General features: G+C 58.1%; 22 protein-coding genes and 1 tRNA gene. 8 read left to right on the forward strand and 15 right to left on the reverse strand.

Going from position 1 to position 26,852, the window contains the following annotated elements:
• Nucleotides 1-94: 94 nt before the first annotated feature.
• Complete coding sequence (locus C7H09_RS18985) at nt 95-2,158, reverse strand: NADPH-dependent 2,4-dienoyl-CoA reductase (RefSeq protein ID WP_106765620.1); 2,064 nt, start codon at nt 2,156-2,158, stop codon at nt 95-97.
• A gap of 138 nt (nt 2,159-2,296) precedes the next feature.
• Here C7H09_RS18985 and C7H09_RS18990 point away from each other — a divergent pair, with 138 nt between their 5' ends.
• Nucleotides 2,297-3,337, forward strand: coding sequence for an AraC family transcriptional regulator (locus C7H09_RS18990; RefSeq protein WP_106765621.1), 1,041 nt, complete (start codon nt 2,297-2,299; stop codon nt 3,335-3,337).
• 23 nt (nt 3,338-3,360) lie between these two features.
• Here the strand turns inward: C7H09_RS18990 and C7H09_RS18995 are convergent.
• The 9 genes from C7H09_RS18995 to C7H09_RS19035 form a co-directional block, all read right to left on the reverse strand.
• Nucleotides 3,361-3,437: transfer RNA gene (locus tag C7H09_RS18995), tRNA-Asp, on the reverse strand.
• 139 nt (nt 3,438-3,576) lie between these two features.
• Nucleotides 3,577-4,608, reverse strand: a complete 1,032-nt coding sequence (locus tag C7H09_RS19000) for an AraC family transcriptional regulator (RefSeq protein ID WP_106765622.1) — start codon at nt 4,606-4,608, stop codon at nt 3,577-3,579.
• 282 nt (nt 4,609-4,890) lie between these two features.
• A complete protein-coding gene (locus C7H09_RS19005; RefSeq protein WP_106765623.1) occupies nt 4,891-6,462 on the reverse strand; it encodes an ATP-binding response regulator in 1,572 nt (523 codons plus the stop codon).
• Between the two features lie 50 nt (nt 6,463-6,512).
• Nucleotides 6,513-7,133, reverse strand: coding sequence for a response regulator FixJ (gene fixJ / locus C7H09_RS19010; RefSeq protein ID WP_106765624.1), 621 nt, complete (start codon nt 7,131-7,133; stop codon nt 6,513-6,515).
• Between the two features lie 38 nt (nt 7,134-7,171).
• Nucleotides 7,172-9,580, reverse strand: a complete 2,409-nt coding sequence (locus C7H09_RS19015) for a Lon protease family protein (protein WP_106765625.1) — start codon at nt 9,578-9,580, stop codon at nt 7,172-7,174.
• 108 nt (nt 9,581-9,688) lie between these two features.
• Entirely contained in the window at nt 9,689-10,150 is a 462-nt protein-coding gene (locus C7H09_RS19020; RefSeq protein WP_106765626.1) for a flavodoxin family protein, read from the reverse strand.
• A gap of 22 nt (nt 10,151-10,172) precedes the next feature.
• On the reverse strand, nt 10,173-11,216 hold the full coding sequence (gene recA, locus C7H09_RS19025; protein ID WP_106765627.1) for a recombinase RecA: 1,044 nt from the start codon (nt 11,214-11,216) through the stop codon (nt 10,173-10,175).
• A gap of 156 nt (nt 11,217-11,372) precedes the next feature.
• A complete protein-coding gene (pncC, locus tag C7H09_RS19030; RefSeq protein ID WP_106765628.1) occupies nt 11,373-11,873 on the reverse strand; it encodes a nicotinamide-nucleotide amidase in 501 nt (166 codons plus the stop codon).
• The gene (locus C7H09_RS19035) at nt 11,870-12,994 is read right to left on the reverse strand and encodes an FAD-dependent oxidoreductase (protein ID WP_106765629.1); all 1,125 of its coding nucleotides are present in this window, start codon (nt 12,992-12,994) and stop codon (nt 11,870-11,872) included. Before C7H09_RS19035 ends, pncC begins: the two co-directional genes overlap by 4 nt.
• A 118-nt stretch (nt 12,995-13,112) precedes the next feature.
• Here C7H09_RS19035 and C7H09_RS19040 point away from each other — a divergent pair, with 118 nt between their 5' ends.
• From C7H09_RS19040 to fdxA, 4 genes are all read left to right on the forward strand, one after another.
• Nucleotides 13,113-13,820 carry a TIGR04283 family arsenosugar biosynthesis glycosyltransferase gene (locus tag C7H09_RS19040; RefSeq protein WP_106765630.1) on the forward strand — a complete coding sequence of 236 codons (708 nt, stop codon included), beginning with the start codon at nt 13,113-13,115 and terminating at the stop codon, nt 13,818-13,820.
• Nucleotides 13,817-14,461 (forward strand): TIGR04282 family arsenosugar biosynthesis glycosyltransferase, encoded by a 645-nt coding sequence (locus C7H09_RS19045; RefSeq protein WP_106765631.1) that lies wholly within the window; start codon nt 13,817-13,819, stop codon nt 14,459-14,461. The genes C7H09_RS19040 and C7H09_RS19045 overlap by 4 nt, the downstream gene beginning before the upstream one ends.
• Before the next feature lie 77 nt (nt 14,462-14,538).
• Nucleotides 14,539-17,157 carry a DNA mismatch repair protein MutS gene (gene mutS / locus C7H09_RS19050; protein ID WP_106765632.1) on the forward strand — a complete coding sequence of 873 codons (2,619 nt, stop codon included), beginning with the start codon at nt 14,539-14,541 and terminating at the stop codon, nt 17,155-17,157.
• 177 nt (nt 17,158-17,334) lie between these two features.
• Nucleotides 17,335-17,658 (forward strand): ferredoxin FdxA, encoded by a 324-nt coding sequence (fdxA, locus tag C7H09_RS19055; protein ID WP_023009330.1) that lies wholly within the window; start codon nt 17,335-17,337, stop codon nt 17,656-17,658.
• Between the two features lie 67 nt (nt 17,659-17,725).
• Here the strand turns inward: fdxA and C7H09_RS19060 are convergent, their stop codons facing one another.
• The 5 genes from C7H09_RS19060 to C7H09_RS19080 form a co-directional block, all read right to left on the reverse strand.
• On the reverse strand, nt 17,726-18,676 hold the full coding sequence (locus tag C7H09_RS19060; RefSeq protein ID WP_106765633.1) for a DegV family protein: 951 nt from the start codon (nt 18,674-18,676) through the stop codon (nt 17,726-17,728).
• Nucleotides 18,677-18,849: 173 nt separating this feature from the next.
• A complete protein-coding gene (locus C7H09_RS19065; protein ID WP_106765634.1) occupies nt 18,850-21,069 on the reverse strand; it encodes a PepSY domain-containing protein in 2,220 nt (739 codons plus the stop codon).
• A gap of 21 nt (nt 21,070-21,090) precedes the next feature.
• Nucleotides 21,091-21,561, reverse strand: coding sequence for a DUF2271 domain-containing protein (locus tag C7H09_RS19070; protein WP_106765635.1), 471 nt, complete (start codon nt 21,559-21,561; stop codon nt 21,091-21,093).
• A 58-nt stretch (nt 21,562-21,619) separates the two neighbouring features.
• Nucleotides 21,620-22,018 carry a PepSY domain-containing protein gene (locus C7H09_RS19075; protein WP_106765636.1) on the reverse strand — a complete coding sequence of 133 codons (399 nt, stop codon included), beginning with the start codon at nt 22,016-22,018 and terminating at the stop codon, nt 21,620-21,622.
• Nucleotides 22,019-22,095: 77 nt separating this feature from the next.
• Complete coding sequence (locus C7H09_RS19080) at nt 22,096-23,400, reverse strand: ferredoxin reductase family protein (protein WP_106765637.1); 1,305 nt, start codon at nt 23,398-23,400, stop codon at nt 22,096-22,098.
• A gap of 163 nt (nt 23,401-23,563) precedes the next feature.
• Between C7H09_RS19080 and C7H09_RS19085 the strand changes: the two genes are divergently transcribed.
• The 3 genes from C7H09_RS19085 to C7H09_RS19095 are packed head-to-tail and all read left to right on the forward strand — an operon-like array spanning nt 23,564 to nt 26,722.
• Nucleotides 23,564-24,229: a response regulator gene (locus tag C7H09_RS19085; RefSeq protein ID WP_106765638.1), complete on the forward strand. Its 666-nt coding sequence runs from the start codon at nt 23,564-23,566 to the stop codon at nt 24,227-24,229.
• Nucleotides 24,219-25,568 carry an ATP-binding protein gene (locus C7H09_RS19090; RefSeq protein WP_106765639.1) on the forward strand — a complete coding sequence of 450 codons (1,350 nt, stop codon included), beginning with the start codon at nt 24,219-24,221 and terminating at the stop codon, nt 25,566-25,568. The genes C7H09_RS19085 and C7H09_RS19090 overlap by 11 nt, the downstream gene beginning before the upstream one ends.
• A complete protein-coding gene (locus C7H09_RS19095; protein ID WP_106765640.1) occupies nt 25,559-26,722 on the forward strand; it encodes a helix-turn-helix domain-containing protein in 1,164 nt (387 codons plus the stop codon). Before C7H09_RS19090 ends, C7H09_RS19095 begins: the two co-directional genes overlap by 10 nt.
• The last annotated feature ends 130 nt before the right edge of the window (nt 26,723-26,852 follow it).

Here is a 26,852-nt window from a genome sequence, read left to right on the forward strand (position 1 = left end):
TTTTCTCCGCGCTTCGCCTTTTACGGCTGATACCCTTGCTACAGTCTAGCCAGAGCGGGGCCGAAGCATAGAGAAAATCTGCAACGTTTTGTGATCAGAGTTCCGCTGCCAGCCTGCTACCCTGGTTGATGGCGCGCTTGGCATCCAACTCAGACGCCACATCCGCACCACCAATCAGGTGCACTGGAATACCGGCCGCCTCAACACCTGCCTGCAGTTCCCGTAGGGGCTCCTGGCCGGCACATACAATGATGGTATCCACTGGCAGCAGCTTGTCCTCGCCCTGTTCGGCGCCTTTCGGCGTAACCGTGATGTGCAGGCCTTCGTCGTCAATCTTGCGATAGCTGACACCGGGCACCATCTGAACATCCCGGTTTTTCAGGGAAGTGCGGTGAATCCAGCCGGTGGTCTTACCCAGGTTTTTACCCACCTTGGACGCTTTACGCTGCAACAGGAAGACCTCCCGGGCCGGAGCCGGAACCTCCGCTGTCATGCCCTTGATACCGCCCCGGTGCTCAACCGTCAGGTCTACGCCCCACTCTCTCATGAAGTGTTCGGTATTCAGAGACGGCGATTCGCCCTTGTGCACGATAAACTCAGACACGTCGAAGCCGATACCGCCAGCCCCGATAACCGCCACTCTCTGACCGACAGGCTTACGCTCCAACAGGGCGTCCAGGTAGCCGATCACTTTCGGATGGTCGATGCCCTCGATATCTGGCGTACGCGGCTCAACACCCGTGGCCAGAATCACCTCATCGAAACCACCGGCTTTCAGGTCTTCAGCGGTAACACGGGTATTCAGGCGCACATCGACGCCGGTTTTGTCGATCATCTTGCGGAAGTAACGCAGGGTTTCGTAAAACTCTTCTTTACCCGGGATCAGCTTGGCCACATTGAACTGCCCGCCGATCTCGCTACCCGCATCAAACAATGTGACTTTGTGCCCACGCTCTGCGGCCACTGTTGATGCCGCCAAGCCTGCGGGCCCTGCCCCCACCACCGCAATGGATTTGGGCCTGGCCGTTTTCACATAGGTCAGCTCGGTTTCATGGCAGGCACGGGGGTTTACCAGGCAGGAGGTAAGCTTGCCACTGAAGGTGTGATCCAGGCAGGCCTGGTTACAGCCGATACAGGTGTTGATTTCTTCCGCCCGATCCTGCTCGGCCTTCAGCACCAGATCAGCATCTGCCAGGAACGGCCGCGCCATGGAAATCATGTCGGCATCACCCTCCGCCAGAACCTTTTCTGCCACATCCGGCATATTGATCCGGTTGGTGGTTACCAGAGGAATGCTGACCTCGCCTTTCAGACGCGCCGTTACCTTGGTGAACGCCGCACGGGGTACGGACGTGGCAATGGTCGGTACCCGGGCTTCGTGCCAGCCGATGCCGGTATTGATAATGGTGGCACCGGCCTTCTCGATTTCCTTCGCCAAATGCACCACTTCTTCCCAGGTGCTGCCGTCTTCGATCAGATCCAGCATGGACAGACGATAGATCAGAATAAAGTTCTCGCCCACGCGCTCGCGTACCCGGCGCACGATTTCCAGCGGCAGGCGAATGCGGTTTTCATAGCTGCCGCCCCAGTGATCGGTGCGGTGGTTGGTATGAGAGACAATAAACTGGTTAATGAAGTAGCCTTCAGACCCCATGATTTCAACGCCATCGTACCCGGCCCGCTGAGCCAGAGCCGCGCAGTTCACATAGTCCTCGATCTGCTTCTGGATACCCTCTTCGTCCAGCTCTTTGGGCGTAAACGGGTTGATCGGGGCCTTGATGGCAGACGGTGCAACCAACTGCGGCGAGTATGCATACCGGCCCGCATGCAAAATCTGCATGCAGATCTTGCCGTCATTTTCGTGTACTGCCTGAGTAATGACCTTGTGCCGATCCGACTCTTCTTCCGTACTCATCTTGGCGGCATTCTGGAACACAGCCCCTTCACTGTTCGGGCCTATGCCTCCGGTCACAATCAATCCGGCGCCTCCACGGGCACGCTCGGCATAGAAAGCAGCAAGCCTTTCGAAACCGTTTTTAACCTCTTCAAGCCCGGTATGCATGGAGCCCATCAAAGTGCGGTTACGCAGCGTTGTGAAGCCAAGATCCAACGGCTTGAGAAGGTTCGGGTACTTGCTGATGCCAGGTGCGTCGGCCATGGGTGTGCTCCTCATCAATTCTGATTATCAGGAAGCATAAGCTTCCCCGGTTATGGCATTACATTACCCCGCCCCTTGCACACCAACAATATCCCCAGATAACATTTGATTATCTTTTAACGACATTTGAAATTGAGAATGAACTCCGCTCCACGCCCTCTAAAAAACTCACTGGGTGATATCAGCCTGCTGTACGTGGCAACCCTGCTGCGGGCGGCCGCGGCGGAAGGCGCCCGCCCCGACCTCCTGACCAGCCAGTTTCATCTGCCTGAACCGGAGGGCGCTGCAGCCGAAGCCAGAATCAGCATCCCCAGATTCATGCGGCTTGGCCACGCCGCCATCAAGCTAACCGGCAATCGCGCTCTTGGCTTGCGCATGGGAGCCCTGACACGGCCTGTAGATGCCGGTATTGCCGGGCTTGCTGCAGAAACTGCAGACAGCGTAGCCGGGGCCCTGGCCACGCTGGTGCGCTACTCTGCCCTGTCGAGCCAGAATTCCCGGGGTGCTCCCGGCCTGATTGCCCAGAGCAGAGTTCTTCATTTCTACTCGATCAGCCCGTACAACGCATACAACTATTTTGTGGTGGACTCGGTACTCTCGGCCTGGACTCAACTGATCCGGCACATGACGGGGCAATACGACGTGCTTGAACGGGTAAGGATTGAGTACCCGTCTATCGGTATGGACGATCTGTTTGAGAGCTGGTTTCGCTGCCCGGTCGAGTTTGGCGCCGCAACCAACGATATCAGAGTGAGGGAACCGATCTGGGCCAGTGCGCCTGCTCAGGCTCACGCCGGTATGCATGAAAAACTGGCCGGGCTCTGCGAGCAGGAGTTACAGCAGATAAAACGGGGCTGGCGCATGACTGATCGGGCCCGTATGCAGCTGACACCGCTGCTGGTAGAGGGCAGTCTGTCGCTGGAAACGCTGGCAGCAAAGCTGGGCCTGTCACCCTGGACGCTACAACGGCAACTGGCAGACGAAGGCAGCGGTTTTCGCCAGCTTCTGGACGACACCCGCAAACAACTGGCGGTGGAATATCTTCGGGAAACAGACAGCTCACTGTCAGAAATCGCCTGGCTGCTCGGCTTCTCTAACCCGCCCGCATTTCACAAGGCGTTTCGAAGATGGCAAGGCATGAGCCCGGGAGAATACAGAACCAGAACTTCAGAGAGATAAAGCGAGAAAAACTAGAGAAAAGTTGGCGGAGCGGACGGGACTCGAACCCGCGACCCCCGGCGTGACAGGCCGGTATTCTAACCAACTGAACTACCGCTCCGCGTAGTCTTACAGAACTTTCTGCTGATTGCTCTGTGACAACGAGGGCGCATTATAAAGATCGCCCCCGGCATGTCAACGCTTTTTCTGAATTAATTTTATTTTTTTTGAAAATCAGGCTTCCGGGACTGTCGTTGATACTACAGCGCATCAACCATCACATCCCGGCCACTGGCCAGTTTGCGGTATTCAATGGGCGTGTTGCCGGACCAGCGCTTGAAAGCGCGATAGAAGGTGCTGGGCTCTGAAAAGCCGGTCAGGTATACAATTTCGTCGATGGATTCATCGGTGGTGGCCAGCAGTTGCCGGGCCAGGCGATACCGGAAATCCGCCAGCACCTGATTGAAGCTGGTTTCGGCCTCAGTCAGGCGGGTACGCAACGTTCGGGCCTTGATTCCAAGCCTGGCGGCTACCGCATCCAGAGTCACCTCACCGCCATCGAGCAGCTCCGCCACAATACGCTCAACCTGGCCGACGATATCCTTTTTCTCCAGCCGGGCCACCTGCTCACTGGCAAAGCGTTCGTGCAGCGCCAGAAGTTCCGGCTCAGCGTGTGCGGAAGCATGGTTTAAAAGGTTTGCCGGGAAATAGAGCCGGTTTTCTTCCGCCCCGAACACCACATCGCACCCCAACACCTCGCGCACATGATGCTGCCCCCGATCACGCTGGTGCTCAAACTCTATGCGGACAGGCTGAAAACAGCCATCGGTAATGGAGCGGAAGAACGTAATCAACCCCTGCACAAAACACTCGTTGAAATGCTTCAGGCGCCGAACCTCGTCCGAGGCGGTCTCCAGAACCATGCACACTTCTGTGCCTTCAATGAAAAAGTCGGCTTTGGCGGCGTCGCTCAGCAGGCGCTGGTAACTCTGGGCCCGCCTTAACCCTTCTCCGAAGGTGGGGCTGCTCAAAAAGAGATACTCAAGCACCTGCCCTTTGTACGCGGGCAACAGGCTGCCCAGATGCAGCCCGATATCAGGATCGCCGGAGACCTCCTCCACCACTTGCCAGAAGTAAAGCTGGGCATTATGGGGCGTTCTTAACTGATCGGTATAAACGTAAGTCTCGTCAACACCCAGGCGGTCGAAGATGGCGCCTGTATCCACTCCCTTGCGCTTCATAGCCTCGTAAATCAAGCGCAACATAACGCCTGCATCACGTAATTCCTGCATAGTGTCCCGCTTTTTTATTCATGGTTGACGGCTTCGGCCCACCGGACAGCCTTCGGCGCAAGCCGGATCCATGCGTGGTGCCCCGTCTGGCCGGGCTTGCCAGACTTTAGTCGTAGATTAGAGCATATCCAGGGTCAGAACCACAGGTTCCACCGCAGTGGATATGATTTAAGCCAAACCAATCACACTGTTGGTGAACTCGTGACTTGTCTGGCTGGAGGGAATTTCAGGAATCAAACAGCACAGGCGATGCGCCCCTTGCCGCAGGGCGCATCGGTTGGATCAGGCTTCCGGCGCGCAGGGTTCGCCTTCAACGCCAGTAACGGGCAAGGTAAACCAGAAGCAGGCGCCTGCCCCCTCCTCTGGTCGCTGGTATCCGATTTCACCACCCTGGGCCTGAATCAATGACCGGCAAGTAGCCAGGCCAATGCCCATGCCATCGTCTTTGGTGGTATGGAACGGATGGAAAAGTTTATCTTCAGCTTCTTCGGCCACGCCTACGCCATAGTCCCGCACTTCCACACGGACACACTGGATGCCGCAGCGGCTGGCGCTGACCTCTACCGGAACACTGGAGTCGGCACTGCGAGTGGCTTCCAGTGCGTTACGGATCAGGTTCAAGGCTACCTGCTGAACCTGTATCGGATCGGCCAATACATCCGGTAGCTGTTCCTCAACCCAGACATCGATGCCGCCTTCGTTATTGCGCATATCCACCTCGGCAAACTGCCGGGTATCCTCCAGCAGATCTGGTAACGACAACACTTCCTTGCCGGTGGCAGGCTTTTTCATGAAACGACGGATACGGCGAATAATTTCACTGGCCCGATGGGACTGGGCTTCAATCTTGTCGAGTGTTTGCTGCAACAGCTCGGGGTCTGGCTGCTCTTTCGCCATTATACGCTTGGCCACCCGGGCGTAATTGGTGATGGCGGTAAGCGGCTGGTTCACCTCGTGGGCAAAGCCCGCAGCCATCTCACCCATGGTACTCAGGCGCGAGGTGTGAGCCAATTGGTCGCGTTGTTCCTGCACCATGGCCCGGGCGTCCTCCAGAGCCTGCTCGTTTTCCAGCTCGACCGTGATATCGCGAAACACCACCACAGCGCCGTGCAGCTCTTCATCGTCCAGCTTGGGAGCCGCACGGTACTCCGCCGAGAACCCGGTACCATCGGCCTTCAGCATACGGATATCCCGCTGATGTTCAGCCACACCCTGTCGGCAGGTTGCCATCACCGGCAGGTTGTCCTCGGCGTCTGCCGCGGTTGAAAAATGCAGGGCGAAAAAGCTTTTGCCGATCAGGTCTTCTGCCGGGCAGCCCATAATCAGGGCCGCTGCCGGGTTGGCGAATTCGATAATACCGTCTTCATCAAGCCCGTAGATGCCTTCACTGATCGCGTTTAGGATGCGGGTCTGGTCGCCCTGAAGCTCGCGGTTTCGAGCCTGCAATTCGCGCTCCAGGCGAATAACCTGAGCGTGGGTTTTTACCCGCGCAATAACCTCCTGGGATTGAAACGGCTTGGAAATATAATCGGCGCCACCAAGGGCGAAGCCCTTGACCTTGGCCTGCAGATCATCCAGTGCAGACAGGAAAACCACCGCCGAATCGGCGGTGTTCGGGTCCGCTTTCAAACGCTCACACACCTCATAACCATCCATCTCGGGCATCATGATATCGAGAAGAATCACTTCAGGGTGGTGGCGGTGGGCAAGGTCCAGAGCCTTTTCGCCTTCGTTGGCAATCAGCAACCGGTAACCTTTGTCTTTCAGGGTCTCGTAGAGGACTTTCAGGTTCTGCGGATTATCATCCACAAGCAGAACCGTAACCTCTGCGTTCTCGTTGACAACGTCAGTCATAGAATATGGCCGGTTATTAACATTCAAACATCATGGCGGTGCCGGCCAAGTTAGTCGATAAGGTCCTTCACGGACAATACCATACGTACCAGGTGGGCCAGAGAATGGGTGCCCATCTTGTGCATCACGCGGGAGCGGTGAATCTCCACTGTGCGCTGGCTGATCTCCAACTCGATGGCAATTACCTTGTTGGCCTGGCCCGCAATCATGCGATCCATGATTTCCCGTTCGCGGGGCGTCAGGCTCTTCACCCGGCGAATAATTTCCTGTTTTTCATCCAGGGTTTTGCGTTGCTCCCGATCCTGAGCCAGCGCCGCTTCGATCTTTTCCAGCAACGCCTCTTCACGGTACGGCTTCTGGATGAAATCGACCGCGCCCTCTTTCATGGCATCCACCGCCATGGGCACATCACCATGTCCGGTCACAAAAATGATCGGCAAAATGGAATGTTTGTCGTTGAGTTTTTTCTGCAGTTCCATGCCATCCATACCCGGCATCCGGATATCAAGCACGATGCAGCCCGCCATCTTGTCGGAGTAATCCTTCAGAAACGCCATGGCGTTTTCATAGGTTTTCACCGGCTTGCTATCGGATTTCAGCAGGAGTTCCAGTGAATCGCGGACCGCCTCGTCATCCTCTACTACAAAAACCGTTTGCTGGATATCAGTCATGGATCTGTACTCTCCTGTCCGTTTTGTTATGGGGCCGGTCAGTGGATGGACGCATCTTTTTGATCGTCCCGGCTTTGCTCTTCCCGTTCGTGCTCGCGCATTTTTTCAAGCCGTTGCTGGATAATGCCAAAAACACTCTGCTTGGGATACTGGCCCTTGGCGTCCGGCTTACCGGCCGGTTTACCCAGTAACAGTGTAATCGCCTCTTCCACCCGGGCAACCGAATACACCGAAAACTTGCCATTGCGAGCAGCCTTCACCACCTCGCTGTCGAGCATCAGGTTCTGCACGTTGGTGGCCGGAATAATGACGCCCTGGGTTCCGGTGAGTTCACCCTTAAGCCAGCAGGTAGCGTAGAAGCCCTCGATTTTCTCGTTAACCCCGCCGATTGGCTGCACCTCACCAAACTGGTTCACCGAGCCGGTAATTGCCAGATCCTGGCGAACCGGCAGGCCAGACAGCGCAGACACCAGAGCGCAAAGTTCAGCCAGCGAGGCACTGTCGCCGTCCACTTCGCCGTAGTTCTGCTCAAAGGTCAGACTGGCAGAGAGATGCATGGGGTCGGTCACCGCAAAATGCGACGCCAACCAGGAGCTCAGAATCAGCACACCCTTGCTGTGGATGTTGCCGCCGAGCTTAACGTCCCGCTCGATGTCCATCACCGCACCGTCGCCATAATAGCAGGTTGCGGTTACCCGATTGGACAAGCCAAACTCGAAGCCACCGGTGGACAACACCGACAAAGCATTCACCTGGCCGACACAGGTACCGGTGGTGGTCACCAGTGTTGAGCCGTCGCGGATGGAATCGTAAAACTGATCCCGAATCCGGCTGCTGCGATACCGGGCACTTTCTAAAGCCCGCTCTACATGAATATCAGAGATCAGCCGCGCACCGGCCTGGCGGGCCCAGAAATCAGACTCCCGCAGCAGGTTGGCGATGTCGGCTGCGTGCAACGACAGGCGATCCTGGTGATCGGCCATGCGGGCACTGTGTTCGATAATCCGCGCCACGGCCTTGTTACTGCAGTGCAGCAGCTTTTTCTCCACCACCAGGCTGGCGATGAACTTGGCGTACATAAGCTGGCTTTCTTCACTGCGGTACATTTCATTCTCGAAATCGGCCGTCACCCGAAAGAGTTCCGCAAATTCCGAATCGTACTCCTGCAGCAGCATCCAGGTTTCCCGGTCGCCAAACAGCACAATCTTCACGTTAAGCGGCACACCCTGGGGCTCGATGGAAATGGTGCCCGACAGAGTAAGCTCACGCTCCAGGGAATTGATCTGGATGGTGCGGGAGCGCAGGGCGCGTTTGAGCCCATCCCAGACAAAGGGCTGTTCCAGCACCTTGATGGCGTCCATCAGCAAATAACCACCGTTGGCCCGATGCAGGCTGCCCGAGCGGATCAGAGAAAAGTCGGTAAAGACGGTGCCCTTGTAGGTAACGCTTTCCACATACCCGAACAAATTGTGGTAATTCGGGTTATCTTCCACCACCACCGGCACTTCGTTGGTCTTCTGGTGAACCAGGACATTCACCAGATAACGCCGGGGCATTTTCTTTTCCATTGCCGCCCAGGCAATCGCCGTCTGCTCCTCGTCTTCATCGAGGAAGATGTCCAGGTTCTCTGCCAGATCGGTACGCACCGCTTCCAGATAAGCCACCACATCGCTTTGGTCGCGATACTTTTCCATCAGCTCATCAATCTGGTGGCGGGAGATCCCCTCCAGGGTTTCCTGGTTCAGTGCCTGCTGCTTCTCGGCGTATTCCTGCTCCCAGTCTGCCATCTTGCGAAGCGCCTGGCGCAGGCGTTTCTCCAACTTATTGATGACTTCTTCGAATTTGTTGCGCTGGGCGTCGGTCAGCGCCTGAAAACTCTTGGCGGTATGCGGTTCCTCACCGTTCATGGCCACAAGGCGATAGCCCCCGGGCGTGGTCACGGTCAGGCTGACTTTCTTTCGCTTTGCCTGCTGGGCGACCCGGGCTAACTCTTCTTCCTGCTTACGCCCGTACTCGTCTTTCAGTTGCTCGGCGCGTTCAAGAAAACTGTCGCTGTCGAACGTCTGGGGAATCATCTTCACCAGCCTCGACATCAGCTTTTCCATGTCCTGTTTCAGGCGGGTGCCCATGCCAGCAGGCAACTGCAACAGTTTCGGATTCCGGGGTTCTTCAAAATTTGCCACGTAACACCAGTCATGGCTCTGGTGCTCCGTATCCACGTGGTGTTCAAGGAAGCGCAACATCATGGTGCGCTTGCCCAGACCGTTCAGCCCAACGGCATACACGTTATAGCCACCATGGGGCATGGCAAGAGCAAACCGGACAGCTTCCTGGGCACGATTCTGGCCAACAATTTCCGCCAACGGCTCCAGCTGTCGGGTGGTTTTGAACGGCAAATCCTTAAGAACGCAGGCTTTGTAGAGTTGGTTCAGCGGCAGAGACTTCAAATTTACTTCCTGTATTTATGGACAATTTCCGGAATCCGGCCGGCCATTGTAGTGCCTGCGCGCCCGCCTGTCGCGCCCCCGCGGTTTTATCCGCCCGCAAGCAGTCGCTCAGAATAACCCGGCATCCAGGCCAGCGGCCACATACATGCCCAGCTCCTGACATTGTTCTTCAAAGGCAGCCTGGTATTCACCCCGGCATATCAGGGGCTCCTGCACCAGTTTCCAGCGCAACCCTGTGGTGATGCTCTCAATGGCACGGCGAGTTCCGGTGCCGTCGTGCCCGGCGCGTACATAAAAGGCAAAAGGCAGGGCCTGGGTGTGTTCCAGGCAGGGGTAATAGCAGCGATCGAAAACGTCCTTGATCAAACCGGCCATGTAACCCAGGTTTTCCGTGGTGCCGATTATAACGGCGTCTGCGTCGAGGATATCCTGGGGTTGCGTCTCCAGGGGAGCTTTGGAGACCACATCAACATTTTCAATATCCGGGTGGCGGGCGCCGCGTTCAACGGCACCTCGCAACCTCAGAGTGTTCGGTGATGGCGCGTGGGCAACAATCAGCAGTCGCTTCATTCTGCACCTCCGAATCAGGGCATCAGAGCAGCTCGCCGTTCGCTTCCGCTGGCGCCTCGGCAGCCTCTTTCTTGTCCGGCTTCGGCATTAGCTTGTCGCGTACCTTGGCTTCAATTTCGTTGGCGATGTCCATATTTTCTTCCAGGAACTTGCAGGCATTGGCCTTGCCCTGGCCGATCTTGTCACCATTGTATGCGTACCAGGCACCGGACTTGTCTACGAAGCCTTCCTTCACGCCCATGTCGAGCACTTCGGCCATGTGGTAGATGCCCTTGCCGTACATGATCTGGAACTCGGCCTGGCGGAACGGCGGCGACACCTTGTTCTTGACCACCTTTACGCGGGTTTCGTTACCCACCACCTCATCACCGTCTTTGACAGCACCGATGCGGCGGATATCCAGACGTACCGATGAGTAGAATTTCAGCGCGTTACCACCGGTGGTGGTCTCCGGGCTGCCAAACATGACACCGATCTTCATCCGGATCTGGTTAATGAACACCATCAGACAGTTGGCGTGCTTGACGTTACCGGTGAGCTTACGCAGCGCCTGGGACATCAGGCGAGCCTGCAAACCAACGTGGCTGTCGCCCATTTCCCCTTCGATTTCCGCTTTCGGCGTAAGGGCAGCAACGGAGTCGACGATGATTACGTCCACCGCGTTGGAGCGCACCAGCATATCGGCAATTTCCAGCGCCTGTTCACCGGTATCCGGCTGGGAAACCAGCAACTCATCCACGTTTACGCCCAGCTTTTCAGCGTACACCGGGTCCAGCGCGTGCTCGGCATCGACGAACGCACAGGTCTTGCCTTGCTTCTGCGCCTCGGCAATCACCTGCAGAGTCAGTGTGGTCTTACCGGAACTCTCCGGCCCGTAGATTTCCACAATCCGCCCGTAAGGCAGACCACCAATACCCAGTGCAACATCCAACCCCAACGAGCCGGTAGATACCGCAGGAATGGCTTCTCTGGGCTGGTCGCCCATCTTCATTACCGCGCCTTTACCGAACTGACGCTCAATCTGGCCCAAGGCGGCACTGAGTGCTTTCTTGCGATTATCTTCCATTGCTGTAAACCCTCGTTACCTGAGCCGCTCAGCCGTTACGGCAAAGCAGCAAAACGTTGGGAAAGCCTGAACAGCCATCCAGCACTTTCCTGTATATTTGAACAGTATTAAAACACAAGGCCGGAGAGAGACCAACCCCCATTTCGGTGAAAACCTTCACAGGGTTTCCACAAATCGGGCAACTCCCTCTAACACAAACAAAACGGCCTGTCGGCGCACCTCATCCCGGTCACCCTGAAAGTGCTGCAGACAAGCCTGCGTTTGATCTTCGCCAGTGCCCCAGGCAAACCACACCGTACCTACCGGCTTGGCTTCACTGCCTCCACCGGGGCCCGCAACCCCGCTGATGGCAACCGCCACATCGGCACCGGTTAACCTCAACGCCCCGGCCACCATTTCCCGCACCACCGGCTCACTAACCGCACCGTGTTGTAGCAGGGTATCCTCGGCCACGCCCAGCACCGCCTGCTTGGCGGCATTGCTGTAGGTGACCAGTCCACCTTCGGTATACGCGGAGGAACCCGCCCTATCCGTCAGTATTTTCGCCACCCAGCCGCCCGTACAACTCTCGGCGGTCACCATCATCCGCTGTTTGCGTTCCAGCAACTGGCCCAAAGCATCGCCTGCTGCCGCCAACTGCTCATCTGTCACCCTCATGATGCGTTCTCCTCCAACTGTTCCGAGCCCGACCTTACACCAGGAAAACCTGCCAAAAAGCCACGATCTATCCGGTCTTTCCAGCGCCACACCCAGCCCCCGGAAAACACCAGCGGGCTGTAACTGCCAATGGCCCACTGGCTTCCGCCCGCCAGCAAATACAGAGAATAACGCCGCGGCCGGAATGGCTTGGTGGCCTGCCCGGCCAGAGCCGCCGCCAGATTGGCCGCCAGCACCGGCCCGGCGCGAACCGCGTGGACGCCCGAGCGGTCAAGCTGACCATCAACCCTGCTACAGGCGTCACCGGCGGCAAACACATTGTGATGAGAGACACTGCGATGGTCACTGTCCACGCTGACAAAACCCTGCCCATCCACTTCAAGGCCGCTGGTTCGAAGAAACGGAACAGCCTGTGCTCCGGTTGCCGCCAACACCAGATCCACCGTGAACTCAACATCACCCGCCCGTATCCGGCCGCACGGCTCAGCCTCAGCGTAGGCATTTACCACCTCCACCCCGCACTGCGTCAATCGCTTGCCAGCCCGTTTCCGGAAGCCCTCTGGAAAGCCCGGCAATATCCCCTTTTCACCGGCCATAAGAACCAGGCGCGTGCCTGACAGATGCCTCCGGGCGTGGGCAATCGCCATGGCCACTTCGGTACCTGCGGCACCGCCACCCAGAATCGCTACCGATAAACCCGGCAAGCTACCGTAATCTGCGGCCAGCCATTGCTCACTGAAATCTTCAATCGGCTTCACGCCCAGACCGTGATCCGGGGGCAAATCCGGCATCACCGACCTGGAGCCCACGTCAATGGACAGAAAATCGTAGCCAATGCTCCGACCATCTTCCAACAGCACCTCGTTGGCCGATGCGTTTATCGCCCTGGCCCGGCCAGCCATAAACCCGCCCCCGGCAGCCTCTATCACCGGCCGTACCGGAATACGGCACTGCTCCAACCGGTAATGGCCGGCAATCCAACCCGGCACCATGCCCGAATAGTATTGCCAGCGGGAGGGCGAGATAACCACCAACTCGGTATCCGGCAAAGGTTGCCTGACAAACTGCTTCAAAGCCACCAGGTGCGCATGGCCCGCCCCCAGTAAAACCAGTCGTTTCATTATGGTCTCTGTACGATTTTTATAGGCCGAGATGCGTTATACGCCAGCGCCCCGGTGTGCATTTGCCCGGGGAGAGTTACCGGCATCGCTCTGGTATTCTGTAAAGCAGGAGGCGCGGATGAGCACACACCACCAAAGCCAGACAGACGATACCAGCCTTGCGATCATCGTACCGGTTCTGAACGAGATAAAAACCCTGCCAACGCTACTGGCTCAACTGGCCGTTTTGCGCAGGCAAAAAACCGAGGTAGTGATCGTCGATGGCGGCAGCCAGGACGGCACCGCGAACGCGGCGCGCGCCCAGGGGTTCAGGGTAATAGACTCCGGCCCCGGCCGGGCCCGGCAAATGAACGCTGGCGCCCGCGCAACCCGGGCCGAAGGCCTGCTGTTTCTCCATGCTGATACCCGACTGCCCGACAACGCCCTTGCACTGATCAGCCAGGCACTGAAATCCAGCCCCCTCGCCTGGGGACGCTTTGATGTCCGGATTGAGGGAGCGTCCAGGCTCTTACCCGTTATTGCCTGGTTCATGAACCGGCGCTCCCGACTGACCGGCATCGCCACCGGCGACCAGGGACTGTTTCTAAACCGGGAACTGTTTATAAGAACCGGCGGTTTTCCGGAGCAACCGCTGATGGAGGATATTGAGCTGAGCAAACAATTGAAACGGGTCACCCGGCCAATCTGCCTGAGAGCCCGGGTAACCACCTCGGGCCGCCGCTGGGACGAGCGCGGCAGCTGGCGCACCATTCTGTTGATGTGGCAGTTGCGCTGGGCCTATTGGCGGGGTGTACCGGCAGAACAACTGGCGGCGCGCTACCAATGACATCAACCCGCATCATTATCATGGCCAAAGAACCCCGGCCCGGCCAGGTCAAAACCCGCCTGATTCCGGCACTCGGCGCCGAGGCCGCCGCGGAGCTGGCGCACCGGCTGCTGCGATATACGCTGGAGCAGGCAATCGCAGCGGACATCGGGCCGGTAGAACTGTGCGTCAGCCCAAGCGCGGCGGACGCATACTGGCAGCCCTGGCTGCAACGGGGTGTGGCAAGGATATCCAGCCAGGTATCAGGTGATCTGGGCGCCCGCATGGCCGCAGCGATCTCGAGAGCTTTGAATGCTGGCACCCCCGCCATGCTGATCGGTACCGACTGCCCGGATCTCACGGCCCACAAACTGCAGCAGATGGCAGCGTTGCTGCAAACTCACGACAGCTGCCTGTGCCCGGTCGCCGACGGCGGCTATTCGCTGCTGGGTTTGCAGCGATTTGACTCCAGCCTGTTCGAAAACATCCCCTGGAGCACCAGCCAGGTGGCCGCGCTCACCCGGCAACGCCTGAAAACGCTGGATTGGAGCTGGGCCGAAAGTGACACTCTGAAGGATATCGACGAACCGGATGACCTGAATGGGCTGGCCATGAGCTATCCCCAGCTGACAGATCGGCTGCTGCCCACACCTGCTCCATGATAAGATCGCGGGCTTTATCCGCCTGATTGGCCGATGCCTTAACAACCCAGAACACTGCCCGGAACCCCTGAGGAATTATGACGGATCTGTCCAAGCACACCCCCATGATGCAGCAGTACCTGAAAATCAAAGGCGAACACCCCAACGAACTGGTGTTCTACCGCATGGGGGACTTTTACGAGCTGTTTTACGACGACGCCAAAAAAGCCGCGGAGCTGCTGGACATCACATTAACCGCCCGGGGTCAGTCCGGCGGGAACCCTATTCCCATGGCGGGCGTGCCGTTTCATGCTGCGGAGGGCTACATTGCCCGCATGGTTCGCGCGGGCCTGTCCATCGCCATTGCCGAACAGATCGGCGACCCGGCCACCAGTAAGGGCCCGGTCGAACGGCAGGTGGTGCGCGTAGTCACTCCGGGCACCCTCAGCGACGAAGCCTTTCTGGAAGACCGCCGGGACAATTTGCTGGCGGCTATTTTCAGCCATAAAGAACAGTTCGGGTTCGCCTCGCTGGATATCTCCAGCGGCCGCTTTGCGGTGTCGGAACTGGACAGCCTGGAAGCACTGCAGGGCGAGCTGCAGCGATTACGCCCGGCAGAGATTCTGATCAGCGAAGACTTTCCCTATGGCGAACTGCTGGACGGCTTTACCGGCGTTCGCTGCCAGGGCCCCTGGCTGTTCGAGTCGGATACCGCCCTGCGAGTCATCACCCAGCAGTTGCAGGTACGTGATCTGACCGGCTTTGGCTGCGAAGACCTGTCGCTGGCTATCTGCGCGGCTGGCTGCCTGTTGCAGTATGCCAAGGAAACCCAGCGCACTGCCCTGCCCCACATTCGCAAGCTGACCCGTGAACGGCGCGAGGATGCGGTGATTCTGGATGCCGCCAGCCGCCGCAATCTGGAAATCGACACCAACCTGATGGGCGGCCACCAACATACCCTGGCCTGGGTGATGGATCGCACCGCCACTGCCATGGGTGCCCGGGAATTAAGGCGCTGGCTCAACCGCCCGTTGCGGGATCTCGACCGGGTACGGCAGCGCCAGCAAGCGGTGTCGGCCTTGCTGGACGGCTTCCACTACGAACCGGTACACGATCTGCTGAAGCGGGTGGGCGATATCGAACGCATTCTGGCACGGGTGGCCCTGCGCTCGGCCCGGCCACGGGATCTGGCCAGGCTCCGAGATGCCTTTCAGAGCCTGCCGGATCTGCAGGAGACACTGAAGCCCGTCAATTCTCAGCATGTGGTGAAACTGGCGACCACCATCGGCGAATACCCGGAACTGGCCGACCTGTTACAGCGAGCCATTATCGAGAACCCGCCAGTGGTCATCCGCGACGGCGGGGTAATCAGCGATGGCTTTGACGAAGAACTAGACGAGCTGCGCAACATCAGTGAAAACGCTGGCCAGTATCTGCTGGATGTGGAAACCCGGGAGCGGGAGCGCACCGGCATCTCCACCCTGAAAGTGGGCTATAACCGGGTGCATGGCTATTACATTGAAATCAGCCGGGCCCAGTCTGGCCAGGCGCCGGCGGATTACATTCGGCGCCAGACCCTGAAAAATGCCGAGCGTTTTATTACGCCCGAGCTGAAAGAATTCGAAGACAAGGCCCTGAGCGCCAAGAGCCGTGCCCTGGCCCGGGAAAAAGGCCTGTACGACGAGGTACTGGAAACCGTTGCCGAACAGCTTGCGCCCCTGCAGGATGCCGCCCAGGCTCTGGCCGAACTGGACGTGCTCAGCAACTTCGCCGAGCGCGCCACCTCGCTGCGCTTTGCCGCCCCGGAATTTTCTGAGGAACCGGGCTTCAAGGTGGAAGAAGGTCGACACCCGGTAGTGGAGCAGTTACTGGACGAGCCCTTCGTGCCCAATAACCTGCTGATGGACACCCAGCGCCGGATGCTGGTGATCACCGGCCCGAACATGGGCGGTAAGTCCACCTATATGCGCCAGGCCGCACTGATCGCCCTGCTGGCCTATACCGGCAGCTTCGTGCCCGCCGACAAGGCGGTGCTGGGCCCCATCGACCGCATCTTTACCCGCATGGGGTCTTCGGACGACATTGCCGGCGGCCGCTCCACCTTTATGGTGGAGATGACCGAAACCGCCAATATCCTACACAACGCCACCGAAAACAGCCTGGTGCTGATGGACGAAGTAGGCCGGGGCACCAGCACCTTCGATGGCCTGTCACTGGCCTGGGCCACCGCCGAGCATCTGGCGAGGCAGATTCGCAGCTACACCCTGTTCGCTACCCACTATTTCGAACTCACCCAGTTGGCGGATGACCTGGAACACGCGGTCAATGTGCACCTGACCGCCACCGAGCACGACGACTCCATTGTGTTTCTGCACAATGTCCACGACGGCCCCGCCAGCCAGAGTTACGGGCTGCAGGTGGCCAAACTGGCTGGCGTGCCCCAGGGCGTGATCAACAACGCCAAAGCCCAGCTCAGCCAGCTGGAAGGCAGTGCCTCAACCGGTGTTCAGGCAGCGCCACAAATTGCCGAGCCCGCACAGCCCCGGGCTGGCGCGGCGGTCAAAGCGCCCGAGATCATGCAAGGTGATATGTTTGCCAGCCTGGAGCCAAGTGCGGTGGAACAGGCGCTGGATAAACTTGACCTGGATGGCCTGAGCCCGCGGGAAGCTCTGAACCAACTGTATGAATGGAAAGCCTTATTGAAAAGATCACACTAACGCACGCAAGCGGTGCTAAAAATCGCTGGAAATTGACCTGTGTAATAAGGATATAGCAGGCCAATGCTTGCGGCAGTGTCGGGGGCTCCCTACAATATTGCACCAAATTATAAACGGGGCCGAACGAATACCTGGCTCCTGATGAGACTGAATCTTTTACGAACCAGGGATCTGACTATGGCGTTTATCGTTACTGATAACTGCATCAAGTGCAAATACACCGACTGTGTGGAAGTCTGCCCGGTGGACTGTTTCTACGAAGGCCCCAACTTCCTGGTCATCGACCCGGACGAGTGTATCGACTGTGCACTGTGTGAGCCTGAGTGCCCGGCGGAAGCTATTTTCTCCGAAGACGAACTGCCTGCCGGCCAGGAAGCCTTCGTGGAAATCAACGCCGATCTGGCTGGCAAGTGGCCGAACATCACCGAAAAGAAAGACCCGCTGCCCGACGCAGAAGAGTGGGATGGCAAGCCCGACAAGCTCCAGTACCTGGAGCGCTGAGTCAGGCCCGAACAGTAAAAAGGCCGGAGGCAATCAACCTCCGGCCTTTTTTGTTCAGGGCCCGCGATTACTGGTATTCGGAAAATTCATGGGGCTCCGCCGCCAGCGCCAGGCAGATACTCCCTGGCCCCACATAAATGGCACTGGTAATGCCCATCTGGGAAAGCAGCAGCTCAACGCCGTTCTGCTCGCAGGCATCCCGCAGCCGGTTCAGCCCCGGCAAATCCTCAATCTCCGTCCAGCTCAGGCCGCAAGACAGGCTCACGTAGGGCGTCAGCAACCCCGCCTCAACCCGTGCCACGGCGTAGTTCATCACCTTCTCTACCGCCACATTGAAATCCCGGGTTTTAGCCACCGGCTTACCTTCAACGCCCTGCCCGAAAATAATCGGATTGATGTTCAAGGCTTTACCCAGGAAGGCCGCAAACGCAGACACCGTCTTGTCGCCCCGGCGCCTGGCACGCTCCCGGATATAATGCAAATCCCGGGGAATCACACAGGTGTAGATCTTGTCGGTGAACGATTCCACTTCATGGCGCAGGGCGTTTTTCGACAAATTCTGACCAATCAGTTTCAGGGTGTGGGCCGCCAGCAAGCCCTGGCCCGCAAAGATCTGCTTGCTGTCGATCACCCGCATAGAGAACTTGCCATCCCGCCCCGCCGCCTTCCGGGCTGGCTCATAATTGGCCATCACCGCATTCATGGCTTCCGAAGCATTCTGAAAGATCTGGCTCCGGCTTCGGGTAACCGTCTCGCAAAAAGCCACATCAAATTCGGTAACGATCTTTTCCAGAAACAGCTTCTGGATCTGCTCCGTGCTGAACGCCTCGGTTTCCGCCTCATGGCCTTTATCCAGCAGGCCACTCTGGTAAAACTCCTGAGTACGCACGGGATCGTGATAATCAATGTATGTCTGGCCATCAATGATAGCGGTCACAGGCAGCACGAACAGATCGTGTTTTCGGGCAAATTCAAAAGGCAGGTCACAGGCGCTGTCAACGATCAGACCAACTCGCATGCTGTTTGTCTCCGGGCATGGGTGCTGCGCAGTCGGGCGCACCCTTTATTGTGATTATTCTGATACCGCCGAACATTACCGGGGCGGACTGTCAGCTGATCAAAATATGACAAATTGTCAGCGACATATCCACCACCGAATTCTCGAAACCACAAAACACCAAGGGCTCCTTGTCAAAAGACGTCTTCCAGATAGCGCCCTTGCTGTTGCAAGACATCAACATTCAGGCGCAGTGGCGCAAGAAGATCATCAAATACCTGCCTTACCCCATTGGCCATCTCTCTTCCCCCGCACACCAGAATCTGGGCACCGGTTTCAACCAGTTGCCTCAACGCCTTCTGATCCTGGCGAAGCTTGTCCTGAACATAAGAGCCGCCGTCGGCGCGCGAAAACGCCGTGCTCAGGCCGGTTAGCCGATGGTCCTCCAGATAATCGCCAAGCTCGGGCTGATAGAGAAAATCCGAAGTCGGGCTACGCCCACCCCAATACAGGTACATGGGGTTACGAGCCTTGTTCTTGCGGATAAAGCCGGTCAGAGGGCCGATTCCAGCCCCGGCGCCAATCAGAATGACGGGCCGGGTATCGGCAGCCGGGCGAAACCCAGGATTAGGCCGAACAAAGGCCGCTACCGTGTCACCCGGTTTCAGACTGTGCAGGAAACCAGAACAGAGCCCGCCCGGCTGTTTGCGGACGCAAATCTCGAACACGCCTTCACTTCGGGACGATGCCAGGGAGTAAAATCTCGGGGCCTCTGCACCGGGCGGCAGCACACCAAGCAGATCGCCAGCTTCAAATGCGGGCAATCGCCGAGGCCCAGAGCTCCGGAGCCAGGGTAAACGCAGCTCAGCCCCCGCCATCCGGAACCTGAGAATGCTGGTCGGTGCCTGCACCGCACACCCGTAATCCACCCGCTCGACCAATTCAAGCTCAAAGGTAGCGGGTGGCACCGGATCGTGGTGAAGCGCGAGGTCAACACCCAGTCGTGCACCGAGCTGGCGCCCCCAGTCACAGAACTTCTCCACAGAGCATCGGTCGATGAGTTCAGGCGGCAACATCGGATTCAGGCCTTTGCTGGAAAGAGCTTCGTCCACCCGCAAGGCATACCGGCAAAAGTGCGTGAATTGCCGGTCTCCGAACCCGAGCACGGCATAATCCAGTGGGCTTGAAGGCTGAAACGCCTGCAAGCGCTCCAGAAAGCGGCCGGCCGACGCGGGAGCCTCACCATCGCCATAGGTCGAGGTCAGCAACAACAGGGTAGACGCCTTTGGGTAGTCGGTGGCCAGCGCGTTCATATCTGCGCAATGGACACGAAACCCGGCTTGGGACAGGCTGCGCTGCAACGCTCGGGCAAAGCCCCAGGTGGTTCCGCTTTCGGAGCCCACCAGAACGACCATGTCAGCGTCCGGAATATTAGCGCTATCACAGGGTGTGGCTGAAGATCGCCGATGCCACCAGATCCTGGCGCCGGTTACCGACAAAACCGGCACGGACAGTGCCGATACCCCCAGTAGCAACGCCAGCCACCACAAGCCTTCACCGGTATGTAAACGCAGAATCCAATGCTGAACCACGCCACCGATAGCATGGGGCTGGAACTGTAACAACTCGCCGCTGGACTGATCCACAAATCCCATGCCCTGGGCGGTTGTCAGTGAATAGACATCCTGCGGATCATCCGGATAGGGAAACACCAGCTCCCGGAGCTCGTTAAGGTCAACCTGCGCGAGCGCCTTGAGCTGACTCACCGCAACCGGCTGCCCACCGGAGACCTCCGCAGGAAACGCCGGGGCGGAGTCCGACGCCTCCGGGAGTAGCCCGAATCGCTGTGCCGAAAGCAAGGCGCCTGTGACCGCCGACAGCAACAACCCGAGGCACGCCAGCCGGGCCAGTACCGCATGAATCCGCTGACTGCCAGTGCCTGCCATCGGTTGCATCAAAGCCTTCCAGCCGCCATTTCGCCGAACCAGCAAAAGTACCCCGGACACGCACAGAAACCCCATCATGGCGGCCAGCATGCCGGCCATAAAACGCCCCGGGGACGCCAGCAGAAAAGAGCGGTGCAGGTTCTTCACCCAGCCCCAAAACGGCGATGGTTGATAGGGCCCGAGAGAGGCCCCGGTGCGGGGATCAATCCGATCGGCACCCGCCTGGCCATCCTCGCTGAAATAGACCACCACCTGGCCCGACAGATCCCGCACTATCTGCTCAGCCCCCGGATAATGCGCCACCACCCGCCCGGCCAGCTCTGCAACATGAATCTCATCCGTCGCTGGCACCACCGCCCTGGCCCGGTCCAGGGCAGGCACCACCGACAGAATGCTGCCGCTGACGGCCAGCACCACCAACAGCAGTGCGACCAGAAGCCCGGGCAAGCCATGCAGTTTTCGTAACATCACACCCTCTCCCGCCCGTCCCTAGAAGTCGTAGCGGAAGGAACGGACATACCCCCGCCCTGACACCGGGATACCCGAGCCCTCTGTTGTCAGAGGCACAGCTACGTCCGCCCGGTTGTCACGCATATCCTCCACAGCTGTGTCGATTCGGATTTCATGGCCGCTATCGATCAGGGAATCGTCAAGATCCAGCGTTATTTTCAGCGTACGGCCGCTGGTGATGCTGGCCCCGGTGAGGCCGTCGTATTCTGCCGGGTTCAACCGGCTACCCCGGGCCCAACCGCTCAGGTGCTTGTAATACTTGGTCTTCTCCCCGGCTACCCAGAGGGTACCCTGATAGGCTCCGGCGGCATCGGTCAGGTAAAGTGCCATGTAGGCACCCTCACCGCCGTAATCGAGCAACTCAGTGCTAAACGTGACTTCCCGCGCTTGTGTCTGTGCGCTCAAGGCAATGGAACTCGCCAGGCCCAAAGCAACAAGGATCTTTTTCATACCGCACCTCCGGCAAAAACGCCTAACTTCATAAACGATCAACACCACAACGACGGGTTTACTCCACCGTCACCGAGGGACGCCCGCTGACAATGCCATTACCCGGCAGCGGACGATCTGCCTGGCTATTTTTCCGGGCCTTACTGCTCTCGCGGTCGCGCCGCCGGTCTTTATCCTCGTCGTCATCGTCATCCTCCCGCTCCAATTCCATCAGCTCGAACGTGGCCGGAGAAAACTCAGCCTCAGCGCGAAAGCCGTCCGGTGCAACGCCCTTAACCTCGTAACAACCGTCATCCACCTTAATCCGGTAAACCGTCCAGCCCTCCGATTCAAGCTTCTGGCGCAGGTGTTCCCGTGGCTGCCATTCAGCCATCGGTTCGTCACAGTCATCATCGGCCAGCACCGGTGCGCTCAGGCACAGCACCACCAGGCTGATCATCACAGGTTTGGTTTTCATGGGATGTCTCCTGTTCTGTCTTCAAGGCTCAGTCTGGGGCATCAACCTGACAATGGCCTGAATGCCCCCGGCAGTTATTACCGAAACTGGAACGCCTCTTTATGAAAGCGCAACAAACGCATCGGTGCCGACCGCAATCCACGCTCCAGTGCTCGCCCAAGAGACGCTGGACCACAGAACCAGACTTCTGCCCGGTCGCCAGAATGGTTACTGGCAGACAGAGCATCTGCAGACAACGTCTCGCCTTTACCGCTGTCGTGGATCTGCAATTTGATCGAGGGATGATTACTGCAAAGGGTTTGCAGCCGCTCCACCACAGGATCTGCCCCTGCATTGCGTGTGCAGTAGTGCAGGTCGGCCTCCGGCATCGGCAGATGATCTCTGGCCGCGGCCTCCAGCCAGGCTAGGAAGGGTGTGACGCCGATGCCACCAGCAATCCAGATCTGGCGGGCCTTGCGATTGACTCGGTTAAGATCGAAGCAGCCATAAGGCCCCTCCACGGTTACCCGTTGCCCCACACGGATTTTCTGGCTGAGGTTGCGGGTAAAGTCCCCCAGGGACTTGATCAGGAAGGTCACCTGGCCATCACCGGCATCGGCGCTGGCAATGGTAAACGGGTGTGCGCCCTCCAGCCGGTTAAACGTCACCAGCGCGAACTGGCCAGGCCGGTGGCCTCGCCAGGCATTGCCAAGATTGACCGTCACTTCGGTGATCCGGAGTTCAGGCGCCTGGATGGCGGAAATGGTGCCCTGCATCTGGCGCTGACGCCCCACGCGCCCGGTCAGCGAAAGCACACTGGCGATACTACCGCCCACTAACAGCACGGCCATGCCCCAACCGATAGGCTGCTGCCACCAGTCCACAGGCGCCAGCCATGCAGCATGGAAGGCCAGCAACAGATACAGGGCTGGCATCGCCCGATGCAGATAGCGCCAGTACCGGTACGGGAACTTGCGCCAGAGCGTGATCAGCAGCATGGCGAACAGCACATAGATGGCAAACTCCCCCAGATCTTCTGCCGTGTCTCGCATGGCCTCAACGAACCCGCTGCCATGCAGGTCACCAAGCTGGCTGGCGCCACCGAACAGCGATTCGATGGCATCGTCACCCATTTCGATCAACCAGTGGGCGGCGGCAAATATCACCGCCAGAATGCCCGCCCACTTGTGGCTGCGATAAATTTTGTCCAGCCCACCCATTGGCCGCTCAAGCCAGCCGGGGCGCAAAGCCAGCAACATGGCCAGCGACAACAGGGCAATCGATAGCCAGCCACTGAGTAACAGACTCTGGTCGTAGACTGACCAGGGCACATCCGTCGTTGCCAGATGCCAGACCCACAAACCAGTCGTTAGACCGACAAACGGTAATATCAGCCGAATCATAATGTTTCCTCCGATCAGCTCCGGGAATGTTCAGTGTCAGGCTACCGCCGGAACCTGACAGCCAGCTGAAGCGGATCATATAACCGGCCTTTTCCTTGATTTTTCAGGCTGCCGTCAGCTTCCGGCTGTAGTATCGTTCTGGAAATCGCTTCAAAGGTGGGCTATGCGCATACTGTTGGTTGAAGACACTGCGGGGCTCGGCGAGGCCGTAAGAGACCAGATTACCGACGATGGCCACGCCGTGGACTGGGTTCAGTCGCTCCGGTTTGCCGAAAACAGCCTGCAGACTACCCCCTATGACCTGATCCTGCTCGACCTGATGCTCCCCGATGGTCATGGACTGGATCTTCTGAAACGCCTCAGGGCCCGAAGAAACAGTACTCCGGTCATCATCCTCACCGCCAGGGATCAGGTATCAGACCGAATCAATGGCCTCAATGCCGGAGCCGACGACTATCTGGTCAAGCCCTTTGATCTGTCGGAGCTGTCGGCCCGGGTGGAAGCCGTCGGCCGTCGCTATCGGGGCAACCCAAATCCTTTGATTCACCTCGGCACCCTGGAAATAGACCTGCACAATCACCGCATCCGCCGTAACGACCAGCCTGTGGAGCTGACTGCCCGTGAATGGGCACTGTTTGAAGGGTTTATTCAGCGGCCCGGCATGCTGCTTTCAAGGCAGCAACTGGAGGACCGGCTCTATGCCTTCGGGGCAGAAATTGAAAGCAACACCATTGAAGTCTATGTCAGCCGTTTGCGAAAAAAGCTGGGGCGGGATGCCATTGTCACGGTCAGGGGGATGGGCTATCGACTGGAAACCCATGAAATCTGATCGCAGCTTGCAAAAGCGACTGGGCATCAGCCTCACGGTGGGCGCGACACTGCTCTGGCTACTGGGCGTGACCGCCTCCGGCCTGGTGGCCCAGCACGAAATGGACGAGGTTTTTGACAGTGCCCTGGAAGAAACTGCCCAGCGCATTCTGCCGCTGGCGGTAACGGATATCCTGAACCGGGAAACCGACACCGGCAGCCAGACCGCCCCGGCCCTGAAAGAACACGACGAATACCTCACCTATGTAGTTCGCGACCGTCAGGGCCAGCTGCTGCTTCAGTCTCACGACGCCGACCTGAGCGTGTTCCAGGGTCCCCCCAGAGAAGGCTTCCACACCACCGGGAGCCACCGAATCTACGGCGCCTCGGCCATCAGCGATACGCTGTTCATTGAGATTGCAGAACCTCTGGCGCACCGGCGCGAAGCCGCCATGGAGGCTGGCGTGGCGTTGCTGGTTCCGCTACTTTTTCTGGTCCCGGTCAGTCTGCTGGGCATCTGGTGGATCGTGCGGCTGTCCCTGCGCCCGGTGGCGAGGTTTCAGCATTCGATCGAAGCGAGAGGCGTCAGTGATCTGTCTCCCGTTGATACCGATGGACTACCCACGGAATTTCAGCCCACAGCCATTGCGGTAAACCGGTTACTGAAGCGCCTGAACCGGGCACTTGATGCTGAGCGAAGTTTCACCGCCAATAGCGCCCATGAACTGAGAACCCCTCTGGCAACCGCGCTGGCCAAAGTGCAACGTCTGAAAAAACAACTTGAAGGCCATCACTTGTTCGAAGATACCGTGCAGATTGAAAATGCCCTGCGCGGGCTATCAACGCTGTCGGAAAAACTGCTCGAGCTGGCCAAGGCCGAAGGTGGCGCTGCACTCTCAGAGCATCCTCAGGATCTGGTGCCCATTCTGGCGATGGTGGCCCGGGATTTTGAATTCCGGGCACCCGGCAGGCTTCGGCTGTCGCTTCCCGGCCTGCCGGTGACGTCTCTCCTCGACCCGGATGCCTTTGCAATCCTTGTGCGTAATCTGATTGAGAACGCGTTGAAGTACGGCGCGACACACCACCCCATCGAGGTCACCCTGAACGACGACGGCAGGCTCAGAGTCTGCAATGCTGGAGAGGTGGTGCCCCCGGAACGGCTGGCCCGGCTTCGTAACCGATTTACCCGCTATCACACCAGACCCTCGGGTTCCGGCCTCGGGCTTGCGATTGCCGAGGCCATTGCCTCGGGTTCCGGCATGCCCCTGGCTATCCGCTCACCGGCAACCGGGCAGGCAGACGGTTTTGAGGTTGAGGTCAATATCGCTCATGCCGGCAGGAATTCTGAACCGTGTACCTGACCTTGACCGACCTCATCCTGCTGACCAGCATTATTCAGGCACTGAGCCTGGCCAGCTTCCTGTTGCTTCCATCCAACTGTCGACTGACAAGCAATCAACTTCTTGTTGCAACACTGATTTGCTTCGCAGCCGGGCTCGGAGAAATTTTTCTCTACAGCAGCAACCTGGCCCTTGAACACCCAAATCTGGCCTACCTGGGCACCCTGATCGGACTATTACAGGCGGGCACCCTGTTTCTGTACGCCCAATCACTGATGTTTCGAGAGTTCCGATTGCGCCGGGCCCATTTCGTGCACACCCTGCTGTTCTGGGTCCTCGGTGCCATTTTCCTGGTCGAATACTATTTACAACCTGACGACGTAAAACTGCGGATTCTTAACGAACGTGACCACCCCGGTGTGTTGACCTCGCCCCTGCTTGCCGTCGCAATTCACGCCGTTTTTCTCGGATACCTGTATGCCACTATTCGCACAATCAATCATTTCGGCCTCAGCCTCCGACAGATTTTCTCAAGCATCGAAAACAAACAGCTTTCCTGGCTGAGAATACTGCTGATCGGCTACGCCATTGCCTGGACTGTGAGTATGTTCTATTGCTTGACAGCCCATGTTTTCAAGAGCTCACTGGGCACTGAATGGGTGGCCGGGGCTGGCGCCCTTACCGGCTTTTTCTTCATCAATTTCCTGACGGTCAACGCGCTTCGACAACCGGCTATCTTCACCGGACTGGCAGCAGATGAAGAAGCACTGTTAGCCGAAACTAGCGAACCGGAATTCAATCAGCACCTGAAACAAAAACTGGCCCGGTTCATGGCGGAGGACAAACCCTATCTGTTCTCGAATCTGACCCTGGATCAACTCGCCCAAAAAGTCAGCGCCCATCCCAAAGAAGTCTCCCGGGCCATCAACCAGGGGTTCGGGTGTAATTTCTTCGAGTTTGTCAGTGGCTTTCGTGTGGAGGAAGCGAAACTCCGCCTGGCCGATCCCGCGGATACGTCCACCATTCTGCAGGTGATGTATGATGCGGGTTTCAATTCCAAATCCGTTTTCAACACAGCTTTCAAAAACACCACCGGTCTGACCCCCAGCGAATACCGGCGGCTGCATACCCGTGACTCCAACCGTAGTAACGAGGTGTCATCGGAAAGCCACTGATCGGGTTCGGCTTTCTGCATTCGCAAACCAGAACCATCAAACCTCTGTTTTTAAAGCATTTCCATGCCGGCGGATTATTGGTCTGACTGCAGGTTCTAGAACGCCCGGCCGGAGCATTTTCCGTAAGCTG

Source organism: Marinobacter fuscus, assembly GCF_003007675.1.
Lineage (GTDB): Bacteria > Pseudomonadota > Gammaproteobacteria > Pseudomonadales > Oleiphilaceae > Marinobacter > Marinobacter fuscus.

Coding starts and splice junctions, on each gene's coding strand:
- pncC (WP_106765628.1), bottom strand. CDS start 11,873: ATGAGGGTGACAGATGAGCAGTTGGCGGCAGCAGGCGATGCTTTGGGC.
- C7H09_RS19045 (WP_106765631.1), top strand. CDS start 13,817: ATGACATCAACCCGCATCATTATCATGGCCAAAGAACCCCGGCCCGGC.
- C7H09_RS18985 (WP_106765620.1), bottom strand. CDS start 2,158: ATGGCCGACGCACCTGGCATCAGCAAGTACCCGAACCTTCTCAAGCCG.
- C7H09_RS19060 (WP_106765633.1), bottom strand. CDS start 18,676: ATGCGAGTTGGTCTGATCGTTGACAGCGCCTGTGACCTGCCTTTTGAA.
- C7H09_RS19080 (WP_106765637.1), bottom strand. CDS start 23,400: ATGATTCGGCTGATATTACCGTTTGTCGGTCTAACGACTGGTTTGTGG.
- fdxA (WP_023009330.1), top strand. CDS start 17,335: ATGGCGTTTATCGTTACTGATAACTGCATCAAGTGCAAATACACCGAC.
- C7H09_RS19065 (WP_106765634.1), bottom strand. CDS start 21,069: ATGTTACGAAAACTGCATGGCTTGCCCGGGCTTCTGGTCGCACTGCTG.
- mutS (WP_106765632.1), top strand. CDS start 14,539: ATGACGGATCTGTCCAAGCACACCCCCATGATGCAGCAGTACCTGAAA.
- C7H09_RS19040 (WP_106765630.1), top strand. CDS start 13,113: ATGAGCACACACCACCAAAGCCAGACAGACGATACCAGCCTTGCGATC.
- C7H09_RS19090 (WP_106765639.1), top strand. CDS start 24,219: ATGAAATCTGATCGCAGCTTGCAAAAGCGACTGGGCATCAGCCTCACG.
- C7H09_RS19005 (WP_106765623.1), bottom strand. CDS start 6,462: ATGACTGACGTTGTCAACGAGAACGCAGAGGTTACGGTTCTGCTTGTG.
- C7H09_RS18990 (WP_106765621.1), top strand. CDS start 2,297: ATGAACTCCGCTCCACGCCCTCTAAAAAACTCACTGGGTGATATCAGC.
- C7H09_RS19000 (WP_106765622.1), bottom strand. CDS start 4,608: ATGCAGGAATTACGTGATGCAGGCGTTATGTTGCGCTTGATTTACGAG.
- C7H09_RS19085 (WP_106765638.1), top strand. CDS start 23,564: ATGCGCATACTGTTGGTTGAAGACACTGCGGGGCTCGGCGAGGCCGTA.
- C7H09_RS19035 (WP_106765629.1), bottom strand. CDS start 12,994: ATGAAACGACTGGTTTTACTGGGGGCGGGCCATGCGCACCTGGTGGCT.
- C7H09_RS19070 (WP_106765635.1), bottom strand. CDS start 21,561: ATGAAAAAGATCCTTGTTGCTTTGGGCCTGGCGAGTTCCATTGCCTTG.
- recA (WP_106765627.1), bottom strand. CDS start 11,216: ATGGAAGATAATCGCAAGAAAGCACTCAGTGCCGCCTTGGGCCAGATT.
- fixJ (WP_106765624.1), bottom strand. CDS start 7,133: ATGACTGATATCCAGCAAACGGTTTTTGTAGTAGAGGATGACGAGGCG.
- C7H09_RS19020 (WP_106765626.1), bottom strand. CDS start 10,150: ATGAAGCGACTGCTGATTGTTGCCCACGCGCCATCACCGAACACTCTG.
- C7H09_RS19075 (WP_106765636.1), bottom strand. CDS start 22,018: ATGAAAACCAAACCTGTGATGATCAGCCTGGTGGTGCTGTGCCTGAGC.